The organism is Streptococcus infantis, from assembly GCF_000960085.1.
Classification (GTDB): domain Bacteria; phylum Bacillota; class Bacilli; order Lactobacillales; family Streptococcaceae; genus Streptococcus; species Streptococcus infantis_C.
In genome coordinates, this window is record NZ_JYGT01000007.1 from 379,029 (window position 1) to 401,240 (window position 22,212).

Genomic DNA, 22,212 nt, shown 5'->3' on the forward strand with positions numbered 1-22,212 from the left:
GACAAAAAAATGCTTTGATTCGAACGAATCAAAGCATTTTAAATAGCTCTCCAATCATAAAGGAGGAGGCAGCTGCCCCCTTGTACCTAGCTTCTTCCTTTTGGATAAAGCTGGCCAGATTGACTAACTCTGGCGCAGGAGTCTTGGGATTCTTGAGAAGTTCAAGTGTGACTAGTCCCGAAAGTCGGACTGCAAGCAAGCGTTCATTGGTGCTGGGCAACTGCTTAGCAGTTTCTAGGAGTGCAACCACTAAATCTGCGCTCAATGTTTGACGAGCATTGTTGTAAAGTTCTCGTATCAAGGTTTCTAGGTTTGGTTCTTCCATACTATCACTTCCATCTTTTCTGTTTAATAGTTTTTAATCAAATCTACTGTAGAACGATCTAATTTTTTAACCAAGGCTTGTAAGAAAGCTTGAGCTTCAAGGAAATCGTCCATAGCATAGAGTGTTTGGTGAGAGTGGATATAACGAGCGCAGACACCGATTGTTGTAGATGGAACACCACCATTTTTCAAATGAGCTGCTCCTGCATCTGTACCACCTTTTCCACAATAGTATTGGTATTTGATTCCAGCTTCTTCAGCAGTTGTCAAAAGGAAATCCTTCATGCCTGGGAGAAGCAAGTGACCTGGATCATAGAAACGAATCAAGGTTCCATCACCAATCTTGCCTTGTCCACCATAGACATCACCTGCTGGTGAACAGTCCACAGCAAGGAAAACTTCTGGATCAAATTTCGTTGTTGATGCATGGGCTCCACGAAGTCCAACTTCTTCTTGGACGTTCGCGCCAAGGTAAAGTTCATTTCTTAGTTTTTGACCTGACAAGTTTTCAGCCAACTCGCTAACCATGAGAACACCATAACGGTTATCCCAAGCTTTTGAGATGATATTTTTTTCATTAGCAGTTAGGATCGCACTACTATCCGGAACAATTGTATCTCCTGGACGGATACCGAAACTTTCAGCTTCTGCTTTATCCGAAAAACCACCGTCAAAAACGATATCTGAAATAGCTGGCATAGTTGGTCCACCTGTGCCACGAGTCAAATGTGGAGGAACTGAACCCGAAATTACTGGAATTTCACGGCCCTCACGTGTGAAGAGTTTAAAGCGTTGGCTGCTAACAACCATTGGGTTCCAACCACCAATGCTGACTACTCGGAAGGTACCGTCTGCTTTGATTTCACTAACCATGAAACCAACTTCATCCATGTGAGAGGCTACCAAAACACGAGGTGCATTGGCTGCTTCTGAGTGCTTAACCCCAAAAATACCACCCAAGCCATCAGTCACCACTTCATCCACGTGAGGTGTTAATTTTTCACGAAGATAAGCACGTACAGGCGCTTCATGACCTGAGATAGCAGAAAGCTCTGTTACTTCTTTGATTTTAGAAAATAATGTTGTCATTTTAGTCCCTTCTTTCTTTCAACCATTTTACCACTTTTTATAGGAGAAAGGTAGTAGAAATCAACATTTTACCTTGTAACTTATTTCCTCCAATAAAAAAGAATCACAAATGTGATTCTTTTATTTAGAATTTCTCTTTAAAGAAAAGTGATCTGGTACGGGATCCTTACCCTCTTCGGACCAAGGGTGGCACCGTAAAATCCGTGCCAATCCCATCAGAACTCCCTTAGCCCCATGCTTTTCGATAGCTTGTATCATGTAGTTCGAACAAGTCGGTTCAAAGCGACAAGAAGGTGGAAAAGCAGGCGAGATAAATCGCTGGTAAAAACGCACTGGTGCAATTAAAATTTTTTTCATTATTTATTATTGGTTACAGCCATGGTGTGTAATTGGCTGATTTCTTTTTTATTAAGACGACGTGATTCTCCTGGACGAAGACCCGTTAAGTCTAGATGTCCAAAACGAGTTCGAGAGAGTTTATCCACTTGGAGGCCAACAGCTTCAAACATCTTTTTAACCTGGTGATTGCGCCCTTCATGGATGGTCAACTGAACAACTGAGCGGTTTTTTACTGGATCTACTTTGAGAATTTCGTAAACAGCTGGCTTAGTCTTCTTGCCATCAATCTCAACTCCACGAGTCAAAGGACGGAGATTTTCTTTGTTGGCAATTCCTTTAACACGCGCCACATAGACCTTATCAATCTCATTACGAGGGTGAATCATCTCATCTGTAAAATCCCCATCATTAGTCAAAATCAAGACACCTGAGGTATCCCAGTCCAAGCGACCCACAGGGTAAATACGCTCTTTCACATTAGGCAAAAGATCGACAACCGTCTTACGTCCCTTGTCATCTGTCACACTGGAAATCACTCCACGTGGTTTGTTAAGCAGATAATAGACTTTTTCTTCGTTATAGATGGGTTGACCTTCAACCTCAACCTTGTCGCCTGACTTGATGGTTGTCGCTAGTTCACGTACTACCTGTCCATTGACGGTTACCAAACCTTGCTTGATCAACTCCTCTGCTTTCCTCCTACTGGCCACTCCTGCGTGGGCAATATATTTATTGATTCTCATCTTCTTCTATCCTTTCACCAAATAATTGGCTTTCTTGTACTTGAATATCAAGCTCATCAATCACGGGCAACTCTTCCAAGCGATTAATCCCCATATAATCCAGGAAATAATCCGTCGTCACATAGAGATTAGGGCGTCCGAGAACTTCCTTTTTCCCGTCTTCTCGTATCAACTCAAAGGCCTGTAACTTAGCTAGCGCTCCACTTGAATTAACCCCCCGAATAGCATCAATCTCAATCCGTGTGATGGGTTGCTTGTAAGCAATGATGGATAAGGTTTCAAGGGCAGCCCGAGATAGACTTTGGTTGATTGGAGCCTTAGAGTATTCTTTTAAGACCGCTGCAAATTGTGGCTTGGTCACCAATCTGTAGGCACCACCTGTCTCAATCAAGGCTAAACTGGAATCTTGGTCTTTTTCATACTTGTGGGCTAACTTTTCTAAGCTTTGCTGAATCCCAGTCGGTGGAAGCGATAGGACCTCAGCCAGCTGACGGACTCTAATGCCATCCTCCCCCGCTACAAACAGGAGTGCTTCTATTTCTGCTAAAGTACTCATATTTCCTCTCTATCAAGCTTGACTCTACTCTACTTGATTTTCCTCATTCTTTTTCATGAGATAAATATCTCCAAAACTCTCTTTTTGAATCAAGAGAATTTCTTGGGTTTTAATCAACTCCAAGGTTGCTAAAAAGAGTGTAATGACTTCTTGTAAATCCTTGGTTTCTTTAAACAAATCCTGCAAGCATAATTGTTGACCTTCAACCAAGGCTTCTCGAACGATGACCATCATATCTTCAATCTTATACTCATCCCGTAAGATTGTTGTGTGACTTTTCGAGAATTCTTCCTTTTTCTTGGTCAGTAAGGTTGAAAAGGCTAAGAAAAGATCAATCGTCGTCTTATCATGCACAAGTTCTGCATCCTCGTAGATCAACTCTGTAGGTGCTTTTGAGTAATATTGAGCTCGTTCTTGGTGCTTCACTTCCAACTGCTCTCCCAAAAGTTTAAATTTACGGTATTCCTCAATCTGAGAAAGGAGATCCTGCTCTAGGTCATCCTCTAAATCCGTCACTTCTGCAACCTTTGGCAAGAGCTTGCGACTCTTAATCAGCATGAGTTGGCTAGCCATCACCATGTATTCGCCTGCAACTTCTAAACGCATGGCTTGTAAGGTCGATATGTAGGCTAGATATTGCTCGATAACTTCTGTAATCGGTACATCATAGATATCCATCTGGTACTTTGAAACCAAGTGTAAGAGCAAGTCCAAAGGCCCTTCAAAATCTTTTAATTTAATATCCATTATCTATATTTTTCTAAGGTCATGACTGTCTTTAATCCTAATTTTTTAGCGATTTCGTACAAGTCAACCTTTTCTTCGATTTGTCTTAATATAAACTGTTCTCTCAATCCTTGGGCAGATAAATCTGAAAAACCTTTTTCCTTTAAAAAAGCTTCCAACTGACGAAAAGCCCATTGACGGGAGTACGATTTCCCAGCTTTTTCAAAGAGATAGGTCTGCCCCATCAAGGGCTCTAACTCTGCAAGCAAATTTTGGGGAAGGCTCAGGATTCTTTGTTGAGAAGCTTTATTGACTCTCAAAACTTGAAAATCCAGGTTCACATCCCCTGTTTTTAAGGCTAGAATTTCACTAGGCAAGAGGCCCAACTCTACTATTAGCAAGGCTAGCAAGCGTCCTTCTGGATAAGCACTTTCTTGCCAGAAAGAACTGAGGTCTAAAAGTTCTGACTGAACTTGCTTTTTCTCAGCCTGTTTCGGCAATTCTAAACGATAAAAGGTGTCAATTTTCCCCTTCTGGTATAAAAAGTAAAGAAATTGGTTGCAAGCAGAAACTTTCCGCTTTTGGGCACTCATTTTAAAATTTGATAATTGAGCTTGGTAGATTTTTAAACTTGTCTCTGAAATTTGTTTTCCAACAAAATCCAAAAACTGCTCCAAATCATACTTATAAGACTGCTTAGAATTACTAGATAGATTTTGCTTTTCTTCTAAAAATACTGAAATCCATTCTCTCATTTGCTTCGAATCACATATTCCTTACTAAAATCATGCAGAAGGGCATTGACAGCCTTAAGGATTGATTTCCGTGTAATAATCCCTTGGAAGATTCCATCCTTATCAACAACTGGTAGGAATGATTCATCCACTAACTTATGTAAAACATCTGTCAATGTATAATCTGGAGCTACCACTGCAACATCCTTCTTGGTCATGTGTACGATATCCGTATCTGCCATGGCTTCCTGACTCAATCCCTGCTCCATCTGGTAAGCAAGAATATCTCTAAGACCAATAGTTCCGACGAATTTTTTCTCATCAGTCACGACTGGTACTCTGGTATAGGTCATCTGGCTAAGAAGGAGAATTGCATGATCTGCATTGTGAGAATCAATGAGCACAGCCAAATTTTCAGCAGGAGTTAAAAAGGTTTCCTCTTGCTCCAGTAAAAACTGTTCAAATTCTTTGGCAATCATCGAGCAAACTCCTTGGACAAGCCTGGATATACCTCATGGTCACGTGTCAAAAAGTCTACTTTAAAGTAGCTATCATCAATCTCCACACGAGCGTAGAGACATTCTCTGATTGTTCCACGTGGTTGACTGATAGAACCAGGATTTAGAAAGAGAGTCTTCCCTTCCATCCAAGCACTTGGAACATGCAAGTGCCCATAAAGACAGATATCTGCATCTTCCTCTTGAGCCCAGAAATCAAGCTTTTGGAAGTTGAAGTTAATATCAAACAAATGCCCATGAGTCTGGATAATCTTGGTAGGACCCAGCTGAGTCACTAAGCGTTCTGGATAATCTGAATAAAAATCCATGTTTCCTCTGACTACCTGGATTCCTTCCCAGAGTGGTGAATCTGGGCGAAGTTCCGAGTCACCATCGTGAAAAATAGCATCGACTTTTCCAAGATAGCGGTCACGTATTTCTTCTACAATCAAGCTATCTCCGTGGGAGTCACTCATTACAATGATGGTTTGCTTTGCCATGATGGAAATACCTCCAAAAGTTTCTTAACGGCTAAGGCACGGTGGGATTGACTATTTTTTTCTTCAAGAGTTAATTCGGCTGATGATTTACCAGTTTCTCCTACTAAGAAGAGCGGATCATAGCCAAAACCATTTTCACCCTTAGGTTCAAAGTTAATGTAACCTGGCCAGTCAGCTTCGACGACCAAGCTTTCCTTACCTGGGCTAGCAACGACCAAGGTTGTGTGAAATTGCGCTGAACGGTCCTTGAGTTCAAAGACCATGGCTAATTCGTGTAAGAGTTTAGCATTGTTTTCCTGGTCAGTGGCTCCCACTCCTGCGAAGCGAGCTGACCAAACACCTGGGAGACCACCAAGCACATCAACTTTGAGCCCAGAGTCATCAGCTAAAACCATCTTACCTGTTAATTTAGAAATGGTTTCAGCCTTAAGGCGAGCATTTTCTTCAAAGGTCATACCAGTTTCAGCAACTTCAGGCAGATCTGGGTAATCTTTGAGATTCTCCACATCATAGCCAAGTTTGTCAAAGATAGCACGAAATTCCTTGGTTTTACCCTCGTTACGAGTCGCTATGAGCAAGGTTTCTCTGACCTTGTTTGTCTCGAAAAAGTCCTGAACATTCACTCCTTCTTTAGGCAATTCCACATGCAAGAGCTTTCCGTTTTCCACTAAGAGCAAAGCTCCTTGGCGTTGAATAACTTCTAAGTTTCGATTTGCTTCTTGGTTGAGAATATCTACCACAAAAGAGAGTAAGCGATAGACTGAACCATATCGTAAAACTGTGACTGAAAGTGGAAATCCTCGCTCATCATCTCGAAAGATTTTGGCCAAATCAAATAGCGGAAACTCTAACTCATCATCCGTCAAAGTACGAATGCCACCAAAAACACTGTAGGATCCAACATACCAGTCTTGGTCATCCTTGTATTCATAAATTTTGTTTGTCATAATGTTACATGCTCCACATGAATATCTCTTTCCAGCCATTCTGCTCCGATTTGAGCAAAACTTTGGCTATTTGCAGTTGTGTAAAAACGGTGTTGAAGTGGTGCCGCATCTCGACTACGATTAATCTCAAAATAATTGAGTAGGACCGAAATATCGCGAACACACTCCGCTCCACTATCGATTAGTTGTACCTTAGGGCCCATGACATTTTGGATGATAGGTCTGAGGAGCGGATAATGAGTACAACCTAAAATCAAGCTATCCACTTTTCCAACCAAAGGACGTAGGGTTTCGTATACGACTTTCTTGGTCACACTGGTCGATAGAGCACCTGACTCGACCAAAGGAGCAAATTTGGGGCAAGCCAGACTTTCAACCTGCAAATCTGGATCCAAGTCATGAATCTTTTGACGATAGATATCTGATTGTACGGTCATCGGTGTTCCAATCACTCCGATTTTCCCACCCTGACTTGCTTTGATAGCTGCTGAAGCACCAGGCAAAATCACTCCAAGAACAGGAATATCAAGTTTGGATTTGATTTCTTCCCAGACGACTGCTGTTGCTGTATTACAAGCAATGACAATCATCTTGACATCCTTGGTCAAAAGAAAGTTGACCAACTGCCAAGTATATTCACGAATTTGCTCAGCAGGACGAGGGCCATATGGCGCCCGTGCCGAATCTCCAATATAGACGATTTCTTCATGAGGAAGCTGACGCATGAGCTCACGCACAACAGTCAAGCCCCCAACACCAGAGTCCAAAAAACCGATTGGTCGATTATCCATATAGTCTTCTTTCTAGTCATATTATTCTGATTGATAGTTCATTATCATTACATTTCTTACTGAAATTTCCGACCGACTGATTCGTCATCAGTTGTCTCCAACTTAATCATAATCAAATATCAATAGAATGCAAGGAAAAAGTCTTAGTTCTAAATATCAGTTGAACATAGTGAGAAGTCTGGAACTTTCATCCCAGACTTTTCCTATTTATTTCTTTTTATTGTTAGCGAGGGCTGCTTTTTGTTGGCGAATGATTTGGTGGTAAACTTGTTGTACCTTAGCTTCGCTTGGTTTTTGACCATTTGCACTCAAGAGAGTACGAACGGCTTCTGCATTCAAACGTGGGTTATCCGCAAATTCTTTTTCGATTTGCTTGCGCACCAAGTACATTCCTCCAAGAGCTCCGCCTAGAAAAGCTAAAACAATCAATACAATTGCTAAAATAAGGTCCATAATATTTCTCCTGTTTCTTTTTGAATCTTCTATATTATACCATAAAGTCCTACGCCTGACTAGTTTGAGTTACGCTTTCAGAAAGCAACTGACCAACATTTTAATTCACTTTACCTATAAAAAAACTTGCTTATCATCCATTATAAAATCTAAAATACATACTGTCCTTAAAATAAACAAATGAGGTCTTTAAAGCCTTGCAATAAGTTAATGTGTCTGCTATAGTAAAATCATAAATCTCAACTATACTACCTACTTCAATATTAAAAAAATCTATGGAAAATAAAAATAACTATCAACTAATATACGACCAACCAGCTGCTCATTCCTATGATGGATGGGAAAAACAAGCCCTCCCAGTCGGAAATGGAGAAATGGGTGCCAAGGTTTTCGGACTCATCGGTGAAGAAAGAATCCAGTACAACGAAAAAACACTTTGGTCTGGAGGCCCACAGCCAGATAGTCAAGACTACAACGGAGGAAACTACAAGGACCGCTACAAAGTCTTAGCCGAAATCCGTAAGGCCTTAGAAGACGATGACCGTCAAAAAGCCAACCAACTAGCAGAGAGAAATTTGGTTGGACCAAACAATGCCCAATACGGTCGCTACCTAGCCTTTGGTGATATCTTCATGGTCTTTAATAACCAGAAGAAGGGCTTGGAAAATGTTACTGACTATCATCGTAGCTTAGATATTTCTGAAGCTATCACGACTACTTCTTATACTCAAGATGGAACAAACTTTAAACGCGAAACCTTCTCTAGCTATCCGGATGATGTCACTGTGACCCACTTGAGTAAAAAAGGGGATAAGACCCTCGATTTTACTCTTTGGAATAGCTTGACAGAAGATTTACTTGCGAATGGTGACTACTCTTGGGAATATTCGAAGTATAAACAGGGAGCAGTCACTACTGATTCCAATGGTATTTTACTCAAAGGAACTGTCAAAGACAATGGTCTTAAATTTGCTTCTTATCTTGGTATCAAGACAGATGGACAAGTCACTGCACAAGATGGCTATTTGACTGTCACAGGAGCCAGCTATGCGACCCTTTTACTCAGTGCCAAGACCAACTTTGCTCAAAATCCAAAAACCAATTATAGCAAAGATATTGACTTAGAAAAAACGGTTAAGTCTATCATAGAAGCTGCCAAGGCCAAAGACTATGAAACTCTGAAACATGACCACATCGAGGACTATCAAAGTCTCTTCAATCGTGTTCAACTAAATCTTGGCGGTAGCAAGTCTAATCAAACTACAAAAGAGGCTCTTCAAACCTATAATCCCGAAAAAGGGCAAAAACTAGAAGAACTCTTCTTTCAATACGGCCGTTACCTCCTCATCAGTTCGTCTCGTGACCGGACAGATGCCCTTCCTGCCAACTTGCAAGGAGTCTGGAATGCAGTAGATAATCCACCTTGGAATTCTGACTACCACCTCAATGTCAACCTACAGATGAACTACTGGCCTGCCTACATGAACAATCTTGCAGAAACGGCTAAGTCAATGATCAATTATATCGATGACATGCGCTACTATGGTCGTATCGCTGCTAAAGAATATGCAGGTATCGAGTCAAAAGAAGGTCAAGAAAACGGTTGGTTGGTTCATACTCAGGCGACACCATTTGGCTGGACTACTCCTGGTTGGAACTACTATTGGGGTTGGTCTCCAGCTGCCAATGCTTGGATGATGCAGAACGTCTATGACTATTATAAATTCACCAAGGATGAAACCTATCTCAAAGAAAAGATTTACCCAATGCTCAAGGAAACAGCTAAGTTCTGGAACTCCTTCTTGCACTATGACAAGGCCAGTGACCGTTGGGTATCTTCTCCATCCTACTCACCTGAACACGGGACCATTACCATCGGAAATACCTTTGACCAATCGCTAGTCTGGCAGTTATTCCACGATTACATGGAAATCGCCAACCATCTGAATGTCGACCAAGACTTAGTCACAGAGGTCAAGGCTAAATTTGACAAGCTCAAACCACTTCATATCAACCAAGAGGGACGTATCAAGGAATGGTACGAGGAAGACAGTCCTCAATTCACCAACGAAGGCATTGAAAATCATCACCGTCACGTTTCCCATCTGGTTGGACTCTTCCCAGGAACCTTATTTGGCAAGGATCAACCCGAATACCTAGAGGCAGCACGCGCAACCCTAAACCACCGAGGAGATGGTGGAACTGGTTGGTCTAAGGCCAATAAAATCAACCTCTGGGCTCGTCTCTTAGATGGAAATCGTGCCCACCGTTTGTTAGCAGAACAGCTCAGATCCTCGACTCTAGAAAACCTCTGGGATACGCACGCGCCTTTCCAAATTGATGGGAACTTCGGTGCAACCAGCGGTATGGCAGAAATGCTCCTTCAGTCTCATACAGGCTACATTGCCCCATTACCAGCCCTTCCAGATGCTTGGAAAGACGGTCAAGTTTCAGGCTTAGTCGCTCGTGGTAACTTTGAAGTCAGCATGCAATGGAAAGAAAAAAATCTCGAAACGCTATCTTTCCTTTCTAATGTGGGTGGAAACTTAGTCGTAGACTACCCAAATATTGAAGCTAGCATTGTCAAGGTAAACGGCAAGGAAGTACAAGCTACCCGCATCAAAGACAACCGCATCCAACTTGCAACTCAAAAGGGTGATGTGATCACCTTTGAAAAGTTACCTATACCGTCATAAATGGATTAAACTAAATCTAATCTATATCCTAGACTCTCTACAAATCTGTCAATTGCATCAACTTTTTAAAACTTCGCCTTAATCTTATTGATATAAACAAAAAAGGAGGGAATATTTCCCATCCTTTTTTATGATAATAAAATTATATAGGAGTATCTATAAGTAACTACTCCCAATTTTTAGTTTCTAAAACAAACTAAAAAACCAATTAAAAATCGAATACAATACATTCATAAGGAAATCATAAAAAAATAAGCAAATGAGATACCAAATGAATTCTACAATTGCAATCAGTGGCTTCACTAAGATATAAAATAAAATATCCAAAATAAATTTCATTTTCTGTCTTCTTTCTTAGTAAGTCCCAGAATCCAAGGTAAGGAAGATTCTAGTTTTAACGCCAAAAGAAATCGACTAAATTCTAAGACTTTTGGCTCGGACTCCTTCTTTTCAGTCAATACTTCCATCCCTTTTACCCAAAGACATGTTCCAATTGCTCTTGCCATGTTGGTAAAAAAATTTGGTTGTTGATCCATGCGACTCTCCCTTGGTTACTCTAGCTAATATAGGTCTGTTTTTATTGTATTCAGTATATCAATTTTTTGTAGATAATCAAGCTTTTGTCTGAAAAAAAGTTTCATAATCTTTCTAGAAGCCTTCTAGCTAGATTATAAAACTTTATTGATTATTTCATTTCTTTTTTATAGCGTTCTAATTCTGCCTGATTAGCCCAAACATAATGACCTGGACGAATTTCTACCATAGAAGGTTTGTCAGTTTCATAGTCATGTTGATCTGGATCATAGACTTTCAAAACTTTTTTACGTTCCAGGATTGGATCTGGAATAGGAACAGCTGATAAAAGTGCTTGCGTGTATGGATGGATTGGATTGTTAAACAATTCCTCAGTCTCAGCAACTTCAACAATGACACCTTTATAAATTACCGCGATACGGTCAGAGATGAATCGAACTACAGACAAATCGTGGGCGATAAAGAGATAAGTTAAGCCTAATTCTTTTTGGAATTTCTTGAGCAAATTCAAAACCTGGGCACGTACAGAAACGTCCAAGGCTGAAATTGGCTCATCCGCGATAACGAAGTCAGGTTGCATTACCAAAGCACGTGCAATCCCGATACGTTGACGTTGTCCACCTGAGAACTCATGAGGATAACGAGTCAAGTGTTCAGCCAAAAGCCCTACTTCACGAATGATATTTTGAACTTTTTCTTTTCTTTCTTCTTCATCTTTAAATAAATGGTGGTTGTAAAGACCTTCAGAAATGATATAGTCTACTGTCGCACGTTCGTTCAAACTTGCGGCTGGGTCTTGGAAAATCATTTGGATGCGACGGATTAATTCCTCTGCTTGTTCACGTGATTTTTTACCATTAATTTTTTTACCATCAAAGATGATATCTCCCTTGCTGGTATCGTTAAGACCGATAATAGCACGACCAATTGTTGTCTTACCACTACCAGATTCTCCAACGAGTGAGAAAGTTTCTCCTTTGTTGATAAAGAAGTTTGCATTCTTAACAGCTACAAACTTTTTGCTTCCTTCACCGAAGGAAATTTCTAAGTCTTTAATTTCTACTAATTTTTCAGACATTTCCTTCCTCCTAGTCCTCAAGATGAGCAAAGCCCATCTTTTCACGAATTTTATCGTGTAAGTCTTCAATCACTGCTGGTTTTGAAACTTTTGGAGCCTGTTCATGAAGCAACCATGTTTTCGCCCAATGAGTATCTGATACTGCAAACTGTGGAGCTTTTTCTTCGAAATCAATCTTCATCGCATAGTCTGAACGAAGAGCAAAAGCATCTCCCTTCAATTCAGTATAAAGTGATGGAGGTGTTCCCGGAATTGAATACAATTCTCCTTTATCATCAGCCAACTGTGGCAAGCTTGACAAGAGGCTCCAAGTATATGGGTGACGTGGATCGTAGAAAATCTCTTCAACTGTACCATACTCGACGATTTCACCAGCATACATAACTGCAACTTTATCAGCAATACTTGCTACGACACCTAAGTCGTGTGTGATGAAAATTGTTGTAAAGTGATATTCATGTTGAAGCGACTTCAACAAGTCAATAATTTGAGCTTGAATAGTCACATCAAGGGCTGTTGTTGGCTCGTCACAGATGAGGACATCTGGACGACAGGCAAGAGCAATTGCGATAACGATACGTTGACGCATCCCACCAGAATACTGGAATGGATATTCATTAAAACGTCTCTCAGCGTCAGGGATACCAACCTTATTCATATAGTCAATAGCCAAGTCTTTTGCTTCTTGAGCTGTTTTCCCTTGGTGTTTAACAATCACTTCAGTGATTTGACTTCCGATTGTCTTGATTGGGTCAAGACTGGTCATCGGATCTTGGAAGATGGTTGCAATCTTGGCACCACGGATTTGTTCCCAATCTTTATTAGATGTAAGGCTGGTCAAGTCCTGTCCACGGTATTTAATACTACCTCGTGCAATACGACCATTTCCTTCTAACATTCCTGTGAAGGTTTTTGTTAAAACTGATTTACCTGAACCTGATTCCCCAACCAAAGCGAGAACCTCTCCCTCAATCAAATCGATGGAGACACCTCGAATAGCTGTCAAAATCTTGTCACGAACGTCAAATTCCACGACAATATCTTGAGCAGTCAAAATTACATTTTTTTCTTTTGTCATGTCTACTCCTATCTATGTGTACGTGGATCACTAGCATCCGCTAGGTTTTGACCAACTACGAAAAGTGACAAGGAAACCAAAACTAAAGTTGTCAATGGAATCCAGAAGAGGTAAGCATTTGTTGTTACGTTCTGAGAATAGTCTGAAATCAAACGTCCCAAACTTGGTACTGTGATTGGCAAGCCAAGTCCAAAGAATGATAGGAAGGCTTCATATGAGATAAATGCAGGAAGCATTTGTGACATAGTAGTAACAATCACAGATACCAATTGTGGCATGATATTTTTAATGACAATCTTATAGGTTGGTGTTCCAAGTGTACGTGAAGCAAGATTGTACTCCAAATCGCGGTAACGCATAATTTGGATACGAATCATATAAGCAATACCAATCCAAGTGGTTACACTCATGGCAAAAATCAAATTCCAAAAACCTGCACCAATAGAGTAAGTCAAAACAATAACAATCAAAAGTGATGGAATATTATTGATAACGTTATAAACCTCCATCATGATACGGTCAACTGATTTTGAAATCCCCCAAACACCACCGACGATAACACCGATTACAACGTTGATAAAGGTCGCAATAACAGAAATCAAGATAGAGTTACGAGCTCCAAACCAGACACCGTCAAAGAGAGACTTACCGTTACTATCTGTACCAAACCAATGCTCACCATTTGGCTTAATGTAACGAGCACTAAAATCATTTACTTTACTTACGTCGTTAAAGTCAAAATCTGAGAACATTGGGTAGATGAAACTCATCAATACGATGGAAATCAAAATACCAAGCATGATGATTGTTGATTTTTTCTTCAAAAACTGTCTAAAAACAGATCCCCAGTATGAGTAGGCAGGAGCGTCAATTGCTTCAGAGGCAAAATCATCTCGTTTTACAAATTGAAATTTATCATTACTAATTGTAGACATTATTTGCCTCCTTTCTCTGTCAACTTAATACGAGGGTCAATAATAGTCATCCAAATATCTCCTATTAAGTAAGAGAAAATTGAGACACTTGTAAAGATGAAGACCAGACCAACAACCATATTGTTATTTGACGCTTTTACAGAGTCAATCAACATTTTACCCATACCTGGGAAGGCGAAGACTGTTTCAGTAAGAGTCGCTCCACCGATAACACCAATAATAGAACCTGGAATACCAGAAACGAGCGGTACCATAGCGTTCTTAAAGATGTGTTTATTTGAAATTTCTTTCTCAGATAGACCTTTTGCACGTGCAAAACGAACAAAGTCTTGAGATTGCAAGTCAATCATGTAACGACGAATCCAGATAGCTAGACCAGGTGCTCCAAGTAAACCAAGAATAACTGCAGGTAAAACATATGAACGCCAGTCTCCAGCACCCAAGATAGGGAATGAATCTGGGAATCCAATTGAAGAACCAATCAAACGAATGATATATACAAGTGCAATCGTTGGAAGGGCCATCAAGAAAGTCAAAGTACCTGTAGAGAGGCTATCAATCCAAGTATTTTTGAAACGAGCCATTGCCGAACCAAGAGGAACTGCAATCGCATATGAAATAGCAAGACCAATCAAACCAGTGATAGCAGAACTTGCAATCATTGATGGATACTGATAATTACTTTCAGTAGCGGTGTATGGATCATCCTTACCGTAGTTAGCTACTTCACGTGCATCAGCCTGACTTGGTGATTTGTAAGTTCTTGTGTAGATATTGACTGATGAAGTTTTCTTCCCAGTTGGGAATTGAACTTCAGATGTCTTCGTTTGTCCTTGTCCTTGTGTGATAACTTGAAGTACAGGAGTATTTGCATAAGTTGGGTAAGAATCTCCTAGGTTCAAGTTCACAAAATTTTGATGAACAAATGGGAACTGACTGTTGAAGTACAAAAGGTACTTATGTTTAGTCCCTGAACCTACTAAAGACCATCCAATAGCTGGATCGTTTTCAAAACGCAAATAACGCTCTAAGTTAGGATTTTCTGGGTCTTGAATCTTGTTTGTATGGTCAATATCAAGCAAGTTTGCATAGAATTTGAACACACGCTCAAAAATAGGGATTTCACGAGTAGCATAGAATTGACCGCTCTCTGTAAACTCACCCAAAGTCCAACCGTTACCAATTTGTTGGATGTATTTTTCGTAGATAGCTTTATTTGTATCGTTTGCATCAACGGTTACAGAAGGGTCAATGCTACTAGCTTTTTCCTGCAACTCTTTCGTATCGTAATACTCGATATAACCCATACGCTCATAAACAGTATTTTCATAATTATCGCGTTTATCAGCTGTGGTTGCAATTTTATTGTAGTTAGTATCTTGTTTGAAGATCAACTTCCGTGGAACCATCGTATAGATGATTGTGTAAATCAAGGTCGTTACTAAAAAGATAGAAACTAACGACCGCAAGATACGCATAAAAACATATTTTTTCATATTATTTCCTTTAAAATCCCAAAAGAACCTTCTCCTTTTGGAGAGAAAGTTCTAATGAGCATTATTTATTTCACGTGACTTGCTAAATCTTTTTGAGCTTTTTCGTTTGATTCAGCTTTTTCTTTAAGCCATTTTTCACGAGCTTTTTGGTATTCTTCTTTTGTAATAGGTTTTTCACCAACCTCAGTGTACTTCAAGTAACCTGAGGTTTCTCCTTTAAGACCCGCAGCTGAGTAAGAAGAAGTAAATGGAATAACTTTAGAAACAAATGACACAGCGGTTTCTTTTGGACCTGCCATTACAGGAATTGTCAAACCGTTGTCTGTTAACCAAGCTTGAGCAAGGGCATATTTTTCGTAACGTTTTTGAACATCTTGATTTTCTTTGTTTGCATAGTCAAGTAATTTTTCATAGTCAGACAAACCAAGTTTTTGGATAACTGATGCATCAGTATCTTTATCAATACCCATGAGCAAGCGAGTGTTTCCGCCTTTAATCGTGAACTGGTCTAAGAATGTTGATGGATCTTGATAATCTGGATTCCATCCAGTCAAAGTATGAATATCCCAATCTTGTTCTTTGGCTGTTGGAGCACTAAATGAAAGTGGTAATGCTTCTGCTTGAGTCATTTGTTGAAGATCGATGACAACATTGTCTGAACCAAGTACGTTTTCAATTGATTGTTTAAGTGATTGAACACGGTTTACAACAGCTGTAGATTCTTGGATTGTTAGAGCATCCAAATGAATTGGGAATTCTACTCCTTCCGCTTTCAAGCTTTCTTTTGCTTTTGCAAAGGCAGCTTTAGCTTTTTCTTCGTTGTAAAGACCATTTTGCGAATCAGCAAGCGATACGTTTGACCATGTACTTGAGTTTGTCTTCGCAAGACTTTCTTCTACAAGTTTACCAAATTGTTTGTCCCCAACTTGAAGGTCATATGGTGTGAAAGTGTTACGGATTCCAACCGCAGCTCCCTCTGTACCATTTGTCTGAGCTGAGTAAGAATTACGGTCTACCGCAAAGTTAAGGGCTTGACGGAATTCTTTGTTTAGCAAAGCTTTTCTTGTAGATTCTTTTTGGCTATCTGTTGTTTTTGAAGTGTGGTTATATGTTGAACGGCCATAGTTCACACTAACAGTAGCGATAGCTGATCCAGGTTCGCTAAAGTAGATGTTATCTTTGAACTCAGATGCATATTTTTCGTATGTTGAGCTAGTAGGATAGATACGAGCTTTGCTGTATTGCCCTTCTGAGAATCCTTTAGCAACGACATCTTGGTCTTTACCATCCCAGTATGTAAATTTAATGTTTTGAATTTTAACAGCGTCTTTATCCCAGTAAGCATCGTTCTTAGCCATTTCAATCGAAGACTTAGCTGTGATTGATTTCAAAACAAACGGTCCATTATACAAAATAGAAGATGGATCTGTAGGTGCACCAAAGCCTTCCCCTTTTGATTTAAGGAAATCTTCGTTGATTGGCATCATCACGCCGTTTGTTGTTTTGTCATTCCAGAAAGTTTCTGGCTGGTTCAATGTATATTCAAGAGTGTTATCGTCAACAGCTTTTACACCAACAGTTGAGAAGTCGTTTGTTTCACCGTTAATGTAAGCGCTGAGCCCTTTAATTGAAGAACTGATAACAGACAAACCTTTTGATTTTCCTTCTACCGCATGTTTCAACCCTGTCACAAAGTCCTGGGCTTTAACTGGAGCGTATTCTTCTCCTTCAGCAGTAACCCACTTAGCATCCTTACGGATTTTATAAGTGTAAGTCAAACCGTCTTGTGAAACTGTCCATGATTCAGCAATCGATGGTACAAGGTTGCCATATTTATCGTTAGCAAGCAAACCATCTACCGCATTTGTCGTAACAAAAGAAGTAGAATCAACGTTGTTAACAACATAATCCAATGTTTCAGGATCAACTGAATAAACATATTTATAATCTGATGCTAATTTTGTATTGCTTGAGCCTGCATTTGAATTCGTATTTGAACATGCAGCAAGCACTCCTGCTGCAAGCAAGGTTACTCCTGCTACCGCAAGAATCCGACTTTTTTTCATATTTTCAAACTCCTCGTTTTAAATTGTGGATATTGAAGATTATACCACAGTTTTCGTAAAAAGTAAACGAATTTTCAGAATATTTTGTCGTATAGATTTTGAAGGCTATAAATCTTATGCTTTCAGAAAAGAAAACTATTGACGGGAAGAAATTTTCAAGGTATAATATTAAAAGTTAAGGCGGTATAGCCAAGTGGTAAGGCACGGCTCTGCAAAAGCTTGATCGTCGGTTCAAATCCGTCTACCGCCTTTTTTATACTATTTTATAGTAATTTATCCGAAAAGAAAGTCCGTAAAATCGGACTTTTTTGTTTTTCCTTTAGGATAAAAAAGGATAACTTTAAAAATCTTTTGGGGCAAGTTTGGGGCGGGGGTGTTTTTTGAGCAAATAAAAATGACTAGTTGCCGCTAGTGGTATAATATTGAAATAAACAAAACAGACAAAAATCAAGCGAATAAGAATACTCCGCCTCTATTTAAATATAGACTCCTAACGGAGTCTTTTCTTTTTAACGTTTAAAAAAGCTTTATCAGTTTTCTCTGATAAAGCTTTTGTTTTATTCAGTTTCTTCTTCTGATTCAAGCTCTTGAATTTGAACCTTAAGCTTGGTTACACGACCATTTTTTACTTTGTCATTTGTCAAGGTGATATGCTTGTTGCCACTATCTAACTCATAACTAAGTTTTTCTGATGTTGGAATAGTTCCCACACCTGTCAAATAATAACCAGCAATGGTATCTACATCGTCACTTTCAAGTTCGACATCAAAATAATCATTGAAATCGTTCAAATTCATTGTCCCTTGGACAATATGAGTGTCCTCGCCGATAGTATGAACATAGACTTCAGCACGGTCAGTTTCATCATCAATCTCACCAACAATCTCTTCAAGGAGATCCTCAAGTGTTACCAAACCAGCCATTCCTCCATATTCATCGAGAAGAATAGCCATTTGTCTTTGTGAATTTCTCAATTCTTTTAATAAATCATCCACAAAAATAGTTTCTGGTACAAATAGAGGTTCCTGTAATATCTTTCTCAATACAATATTATCAAAACCATCGGTAAACCCTGCTTTTAGCAGACTCTTTGTATGTATCAAACCAATCACGTTGTCCTTGTCATCATCATAGACAGGAATTCGAGAAAAGTTTTGTTTTAAGATGCTTTCGATAATCGTCTGAGTGTCATCTTGAATATCTACCATGAAAGCGTCAGTTCTAGGAACCATGACTTCACGCGCCATGAGCTCATCTAGCGAGAAAATTCCTTGCAACATTTCGATTTCATCTGCATCCAAGGTTTCTTCACTATTGGTAAGCATATACTCAATCTCATCACGAGTCATTTTTTCATCTGCATCGTCAAATGTCATTGGCGTCAAACGACTCAAGAGATTAGTTGATGCTGATAACATCCAAACAAATGGACTCACAATCTTACCGAGAGCGATAATAAATGGCACTGTTCGGATAGCCAAGGCATCCTTAAGATTTAGCGCAATTCGTTTGGGATAGAGCTCACCGAAAACGATAGAGATATAGGTCAAGAAAGCAAGTGACAGGAAGCTTGCGATTGCGAGCGCTGTTTCGCTATTTCCCATCCAAGAAGCTATCAATTCTCCAAGAGAATCTGCTAGTTTAGCCCCTGACAAGATCGTAATTAAGGTAATACCAACTTGAATGGTTGATAAAAAGTGATTTGGGTTTTCAAGTACCTTTAGCAAACGGATATAGCGTTTATCTCCTTCTTCTGCCTTTTGTTCAACACGTGAACAGCTAAGAGAAACCATAGCCATCTCTGTAGCAGAGAAAAAAGCATTTAAAAAGGTCAAAACAACTAATAATACAAACTGCAGTAACAAATCCTGACTGCTCGGGTCTTCCATTTTCCTTCTCCTAAAAAGTATAATTGAGACTATTATACCATATTTTTCAACTTCTACACATTAATTTTCGATTTCTATAGTAAATCCCTTATCGAAACAATAAGGGACTGTCTATCTATTAGTCTTTTGTGACTGTAACTTCTCCTGTTCGGTAGTCTAACTGAATCCCCTTTTGAACATTTGGAATTACAACGTTAAACTCTAATTCACCATCAGAAGATTTGGCTTCTATCTGAGAAGCAGATGGTACTAGATCATCTTCAGTTGCATACAATAGCGTAACACGGTAACGCACTCGTTTATTCTTATCTAGAGCTTTTCGTACTAGACTTTCATAGTAGTTTTGTCCAGTCGAATCTTCAGCTCGTGCTTGGTTGGCCCAGGCTGTTTGTACAGCAATATTTTTTGGATTGCTAGTAGAAGCGTCAAAACCATCTAAACCACCAATCAAGGCATAGCCTAATAAATGCCCTCTATCTACAGCGTGATTATAGGTTCCTTTTAAGTTTTTGACCTGATGCCATCCTGCTGGGGTCCAAGAAGTCGAACCATTCCCGGTTTCTTCACGATCTTTGTACTGTCTTGTAGCTTTTGACATGAGGGCGTTAGCCACAGTTGGAACCGTCTCCCCAACCACAGTTTTTGTCTTGTTATCAGCATAGGGTTTACTTGAAACTTTTGCATCTAGATTTGTTTTGTTTCCATTGACTACAAAGGCTCCGGCTCCATTCCACTCAAGGGACCCCTTTATTTGTTTTTTGACCGAATCGGTCAGTACACTTTCAGCCAGTTCTTGACTTGGAGTATCAGACGACTGTGATTTTTGTTTTGCTTGTGTTTGTGGTGCAGTGTTGGAAAACTGCATTTGTTTAATATAGTAGCTTCCTGCTGACAAGAGCAAAAAGAGCAAGAGGCCAATTAGGGCCTGCCTTGTTTTTTTATTCATCTTTTCTCCTTAGTTTTTGTTCTTAGAAAAAGGCTGGTCCCCCAGCCTATTTCCCTGTAAATTTCGCAATTAACTCATGCCACTTTTCTGGTGCTAAAATTGCCCATGGGTCCTGACCTTTGCCTAAGATACCGTAGCCAATCATCAAGCCAATTCCAAGCGCCAAGACCCCTAGAAGCAAAACAATAATGACCAATAGAAATCGACGTAGCACATAAGATACTTCTTTATTCATCTTCATCAGCTTCCACACTTACCCGTTCAATATTAGCTCCTAACTGAGCTAACTTTTCATGGAAACGATAATAGCCTCTATCCAAATGGACAAGTTTCCCAACAACTGTCTCACCTTCGGCTACAAGACCTGTTAAGATCAAGGCTGCACTAGCACGAAGGTCCGTAGACAGGACTTCTGCACCTTGGAGGGGTTGCCCGCCAACGATACGAGCTGTGTCACGGATGATTTCCGAATGCAAGCCCATTCGACGCATTTCCTCTAGATGTTGGAAACGATTCTCAAAGACTGTCTCAATCATAGTTGATTCTCCTTGAGCGACCGTCATAAGAGCAGTAAATTGTGCCTGCATGTCAGTTGGAAATCCTGGATGTGGTAAGGTCTTGACATGAACTGCTTTCAATTTCTCACGTTGAGAACGGATGCGGATACCTTCATCCTCGTCGATGACTTCAACACCCATTTCCTGTAATTTCGCCAACAAGGGACGGTTGTGTTCCCAGATAGCATCTTGAATCAGGACATCTCCACCCGTCATTGCAGCAGCAACCATGAAGGTCCCTGCTTCGATGCGGTCTTGAACAACATTATGTGTTGCACCATGCAAACTTTCAACACCTGTAATTGTAATGCTCTCTGTTCCCGCGCCTTTTACTTTAGCTCCCATTTTATTTAAAAGAATAGCTAAATCTACAATCTCAGGTTCACGCGCAGCATTTTCAATAACAGTTACCCCGTCAGCAAGGGTTGCAGCCATCATCAAGTTTTGAGTTGCCCCAACACTAGGAAAGTCCATATAGATATGGGCTCCATGCAAGCGTTCTGCCTTAGCTTCGATATAACCAGCTGTTTGGGTGATCTTAGCTCCCATTGCTTCCAAACCTTTAAGGTGAAGGTCAATAGGACGACTACCAATCGTACATCCACCTGGCATCGAAACTTTAGCGTGACCAACTCTAGCTAGGATTGGACCCAAGACTACAATAGACGCACGCATCTTGCTGACATACTTATAAGGAGCTTCTTCTGTGATATCATCTGTTGCATCCACTTCAACAATGTGTGCATCTTGATCAAAATTAACTTTCGCATTTAATCCACGAACCACCTGATTCATGGTAAATACATCTGATAAAATCGGAACATTTTTTAGAACTGTTTTTCCTTCACTTGCTAAAATAGTTGCCGCAAGTAGGGGTAAAACTGCATTTTTCGCACCCTCAATGGTGACACTTCCGACTAGGCGATTATCACCACCTCGAACTACAATTTTTTCCATAAATATTTTCCTTTACTTTCGAGTTTAGAATAATGTCCGTACTGCTTCTTGCCATAATTGGTAGAGATTTAGGAAAAAAGAACTAATCAGATATCCTAAACCGATACTACACAACACTACCAAAAGTCGTACCTTCCTCGCATTGTCCTTAGTCACCTTCAAAATTTGATCCCATTTGACCAAATCTTTTAAAAGTTGAAAAACTAGGTAGACAAAAAACATATGACTACTGAGGGTAAAAAACAATTGAATCATCTGCCTATTATACCATCTTCTCTTTT

Annotated in this window: 23 protein-coding genes, 1 tRNA gene and 1 pseudogene; 2 read left to right on the top strand and 23 right to left on the bottom strand. The window is 39.9% G+C overall.

Annotated features, from left to right (window positions below; genetic code table 11):
- Positions 1-28: 28 nt before the first annotated feature.
- The 12 genes from TZ94_RS04545 to TZ94_RS04600 form a co-directional block, all read right to left on the bottom strand.
- Complete coding sequence (locus tag TZ94_RS04545) at positions 29-325, bottom strand: hypothetical protein (protein WP_045614619.1); 297 nt, start codon at positions 323-325, stop codon at positions 29-31.
- 23 nt (positions 326-348) lie between these two features.
- Entirely contained in the window at positions 349-1,413 is a 1,065-nt protein-coding gene (gene pepA, locus TZ94_RS04550; protein ID WP_045614622.1) for a glutamyl aminopeptidase, read from the bottom strand.
- Positions 1,414-1,533: 120 nt separating this feature from the next.
- The gene (gene yidD, locus TZ94_RS09500; RefSeq protein ID WP_045614625.1) at positions 1,534-1,770 is read right to left on the bottom strand and encodes a membrane protein insertion efficiency factor YidD; all 237 of its coding nucleotides are present in this window, start codon (positions 1,768-1,770) and stop codon (positions 1,534-1,536) included.
- On the bottom strand, positions 1,770-2,495 hold the full coding sequence (locus tag TZ94_RS04560) for a pseudouridine synthase (protein ID WP_016466836.1): 726 nt from the start codon (positions 2,493-2,495) through the stop codon (positions 1,770-1,772). The genes yidD and TZ94_RS04560 overlap by 1 nt, the downstream gene beginning before the upstream one ends.
- The gene (gene scpB, locus TZ94_RS04565; protein ID WP_045614629.1) at positions 2,482-3,051 is read right to left on the bottom strand and encodes an SMC-Scp complex subunit ScpB; all 570 of its coding nucleotides are present in this window, start codon (positions 3,049-3,051) and stop codon (positions 2,482-2,484) included. Before scpB ends, TZ94_RS04560 begins: the two co-directional genes overlap by 14 nt.
- 24 nt (positions 3,052-3,075) lie before the next feature.
- The gene (locus TZ94_RS04570) at positions 3,076-3,798 is read right to left on the bottom strand and encodes a segregation/condensation protein A (RefSeq protein WP_045614631.1); all 723 of its coding nucleotides are present in this window, start codon (positions 3,796-3,798) and stop codon (positions 3,076-3,078) included.
- Positions 3,798-4,532, bottom strand: a complete 735-nt coding sequence (gene xerD, locus TZ94_RS04575; protein ID WP_045614633.1) for a site-specific tyrosine recombinase XerD — start codon at positions 4,530-4,532, stop codon at positions 3,798-3,800. The genes TZ94_RS04570 and xerD overlap by 1 nt, the downstream gene beginning before the upstream one ends.
- Positions 4,529-4,990 carry a cyclic-di-AMP-binding protein CbpB gene (cbpB, locus tag TZ94_RS04580; RefSeq protein WP_045614636.1) on the bottom strand — a complete coding sequence of 154 codons (462 nt, stop codon included), beginning with the start codon at positions 4,988-4,990 and terminating at the stop codon, positions 4,529-4,531. Before cbpB ends, xerD begins: the two co-directional genes overlap by 4 nt.
- Positions 4,987-5,508, bottom strand: coding sequence for a metallophosphoesterase (locus TZ94_RS04585; protein ID WP_045614638.1), 522 nt, complete (start codon positions 5,506-5,508; stop codon positions 4,987-4,989). Before TZ94_RS04585 ends, cbpB begins: the two co-directional genes overlap by 4 nt.
- A complete protein-coding gene (locus TZ94_RS04590; protein ID WP_045614641.1) occupies positions 5,484-6,455 on the bottom strand; it encodes a nucleoside-triphosphate diphosphatase in 972 nt (323 codons plus the stop codon). The genes TZ94_RS04585 and TZ94_RS04590 overlap by 25 nt, the downstream gene beginning before the upstream one ends.
- Positions 6,452-7,246, bottom strand: a complete 795-nt coding sequence (gene racE / locus TZ94_RS04595) for a glutamate racemase (protein WP_045614644.1) — start codon at positions 7,244-7,246, stop codon at positions 6,452-6,454. The genes TZ94_RS04590 and racE overlap by 4 nt, the downstream gene beginning before the upstream one ends.
- Before the next feature lie 207 nt (positions 7,247-7,453).
- A complete protein-coding gene (locus TZ94_RS04600) occupies positions 7,454-7,699 on the bottom strand; it encodes a YneF family protein (RefSeq protein WP_004251708.1) in 246 nt (81 codons plus the stop codon).
- Positions 7,700-7,983: 284 nt separating this feature from the next.
- On the opposite strand from TZ94_RS04600, the pseudogene TZ94_RS04605 reads away from it, so the two are divergent.
- Positions 7,984-10,383: pseudogene (locus TZ94_RS04605) on the top strand (glycosyl hydrolase family 95 catalytic domain-containing protein); the annotation flags it as partial.
- Positions 10,384-10,730: 347 nt separating this feature from the next.
- Here TZ94_RS04605 and TZ94_RS04610 read toward each other — a convergent pair.
- The 6 genes from TZ94_RS04610 to TZ94_RS04635 all read right to left on the bottom strand — a co-directional run bounded on the left by TZ94_RS04610 (position 10,731) and on the right by TZ94_RS04635 (position 17,582).
- Complete coding sequence (locus tag TZ94_RS04610) at positions 10,731-10,931, bottom strand: hypothetical protein (protein WP_045614650.1); 201 nt, start codon at positions 10,929-10,931, stop codon at positions 10,731-10,733.
- 149 nt (positions 10,932-11,080) lie between these two features.
- Positions 11,081-12,007, bottom strand: a complete 927-nt coding sequence (locus tag TZ94_RS04615) for an ATP-binding cassette domain-containing protein (protein WP_045614652.1) — start codon at positions 12,005-12,007, stop codon at positions 11,081-11,083.
- Between the two features lie 10 nt (positions 12,008-12,017).
- Positions 12,018-13,085, bottom strand: coding sequence for an ABC transporter ATP-binding protein (locus TZ94_RS04620; protein ID WP_045614655.1), 1,068 nt, complete (start codon positions 13,083-13,085; stop codon positions 12,018-12,020).
- A gap of 8 nt (positions 13,086-13,093) precedes the next feature.
- Entirely contained in the window at positions 13,094-14,020 is a 927-nt protein-coding gene (oppC, locus tag TZ94_RS04625) for an oligopeptide ABC transporter permease OppC (RefSeq protein WP_045614656.1), read from the bottom strand.
- Positions 14,020-15,516 (bottom strand): ABC transporter permease, encoded by a 1,497-nt coding sequence (locus tag TZ94_RS04630; protein WP_045614660.1) that lies wholly within the window; start codon positions 15,514-15,516, stop codon positions 14,020-14,022. The genes oppC and TZ94_RS04630 overlap by 1 nt, the downstream gene beginning before the upstream one ends.
- 65 nt (positions 15,517-15,581) lie before the next feature.
- Positions 15,582-17,582 (bottom strand): peptide ABC transporter substrate-binding protein, encoded by a 2,001-nt coding sequence (locus tag TZ94_RS04635; protein WP_045614663.1) that lies wholly within the window; start codon positions 17,580-17,582, stop codon positions 15,582-15,584.
- A 179-nt stretch (positions 17,583-17,761) separates the two neighbouring features.
- Between TZ94_RS04635 and TZ94_RS04640 the strand changes: the two genes are divergently transcribed.
- A tRNA-Cys gene (locus TZ94_RS04640) sits at positions 17,762-17,832 on the top strand.
- 307 nt (positions 17,833-18,139) lie between these two features.
- On the opposite strand, the gene TZ94_RS04645 is transcribed toward TZ94_RS04640, so the two are convergent.
- From TZ94_RS04645 to TZ94_RS04665, 5 genes are all read right to left on the bottom strand, one after another.
- A complete protein-coding gene (locus tag TZ94_RS04645; protein ID WP_045614667.1) occupies positions 18,140-19,471 on the bottom strand; it encodes a hemolysin family protein in 1,332 nt (443 codons plus the stop codon).
- A 118-nt stretch (positions 19,472-19,589) separates the two neighbouring features.
- Positions 19,590-20,417, bottom strand: coding sequence for a DNA/RNA non-specific endonuclease (locus tag TZ94_RS04650; RefSeq protein WP_045614668.1), 828 nt, complete (start codon positions 20,415-20,417; stop codon positions 19,590-19,592).
- Between the two features lie 46 nt (positions 20,418-20,463).
- A complete protein-coding gene (locus TZ94_RS04655) occupies positions 20,464-20,658 on the bottom strand; it encodes a DNA-directed RNA polymerase subunit beta (protein WP_052689733.1) in 195 nt (64 codons plus the stop codon).
- Complete coding sequence (murA, locus tag TZ94_RS04660; protein WP_045614671.1) at positions 20,645-21,931, bottom strand: UDP-N-acetylglucosamine 1-carboxyvinyltransferase; 1,287 nt, start codon at positions 21,929-21,931, stop codon at positions 20,645-20,647. The genes TZ94_RS04655 and murA overlap by 14 nt, the downstream gene beginning before the upstream one ends.
- Before the next feature lie 24 nt (positions 21,932-21,955).
- A complete protein-coding gene (locus TZ94_RS04665; protein WP_033587493.1) occupies positions 21,956-22,186 on the bottom strand; it encodes a DUF1146 family protein in 231 nt (76 codons plus the stop codon).
- Positions 22,187-22,212: the final 26 nt, after the last annotated feature.